This is a genomic window from Arthrobacter sp. H41 (assembly GCF_000520535.1).
In the GTDB taxonomy this organism is placed as follows: Bacteria; Actinomycetota; Actinomycetes; order Actinomycetales; family Micrococcaceae; genus Arthrobacter_D.
This window is the reverse complement of the sequence record NZ_KI914819.1, coordinates 109790-110685: the sequence shown is the minus strand read 5'-3', so window position 1 is coordinate 110685 and position 896 is coordinate 109790. Positions and strand designations below refer to the sequence as shown.

At 63.3% G+C, this 896-nt stretch carries 2 protein-coding genes; one reads left to right on the top strand and one right to left on the bottom strand.

Annotated features, from left to right (window positions below; translation table 11 throughout):
* On the bottom strand, positions 1-501 hold a 501-nt coding region (locus tag Y705_RS22420; protein ID WP_026533242.1), incomplete at its 3' end, for a hypothetical protein.
* Between the two features lie 127 nt (positions 502-628).
* On the opposite strand from Y705_RS22420, the gene Y705_RS0113495 reads away from it, so the two are divergent.
* Positions 629-808 (top strand): hypothetical protein, encoded by a 180-nt coding sequence (locus Y705_RS0113495; protein ID WP_026533241.1) that lies wholly within the window; start codon positions 629-631, stop codon positions 806-808.
* Positions 809-896: the final 88 nt, after the last annotated feature.

Sequence of the window (896 nt, the reverse complement as noted above, 5' to 3'; positions counted from 1 at the left end):
GGCGTACGGATGGGAATACACCTCGCCACCGTGCGGCCGAGCCGAGGGAGCAAGGGCTTCGGGCACCAGCGCCAGACATCCGTCGTCCACGTTTTGCAAGCCGTAGGCAGCGCCCTTGTCCGGGTCGTTGGCCATCTCGTACTTGTTCAGGTCCGCAAGAAGTGACACCTCGCCCCTTTTGTGAACGTTCAGGTTGGCAACAGGAGGATCAGTGACGCCGGGACCGCCGACGCTTTCGGTGAAGTAGATGCGGCCCTTGTCAGTGGACACACCCCCTATCTCGATTCCCGGTTTGTCCACAAGGGTGACGGGTTCGTCGCCGCGGTCGAGCTCGGTGAGTTGGCCGATGAAATTCTGTGAGACGTACGCTGTGCTGCCGCGTCCGACGGCCACACGCAGGGGGCCGACGAGACCGGTTGCGAGTTCGGTCTCTTCCTCGACGGTGACGGTCCAGCTGCGGTGGGAGCGACGGTCGTCGTCGTCGTGGGCGGTGGCGGCCAAGGGCTTCGGGCACCAGCGCCAGACATCCGTCGTCCACGTTTTGCAAGCCGTAGGCAGCGCCCTTGTCCGGGTCGTTGGCCATCTCGTACTTGTTCAGGTCCGCAAGAAGTGACACCTCGCCCCTTTTGTGAACGTTCAGGTTGGCAACAGGAGGATCAGTGACGCCGGGACCGCCGACGCTTTCGGTGAAGTAGATGCGGCCCTTGTCAGTGGACACACCCCCTATCTCGATTCCCGGTTTGTCCACAAGGGTGACGGGTTCGTCGCCGCGGTCGAGCTCGGTGAGTTGGCCGATGAAATTCTGTGAGACGTACGCTGTGCTGCCGCGTCCGACGGCCACACGCAGGGGGCCGACGAGACCGGTTGCGAGTTCGGTCTCTTCCTCGACGGTGACG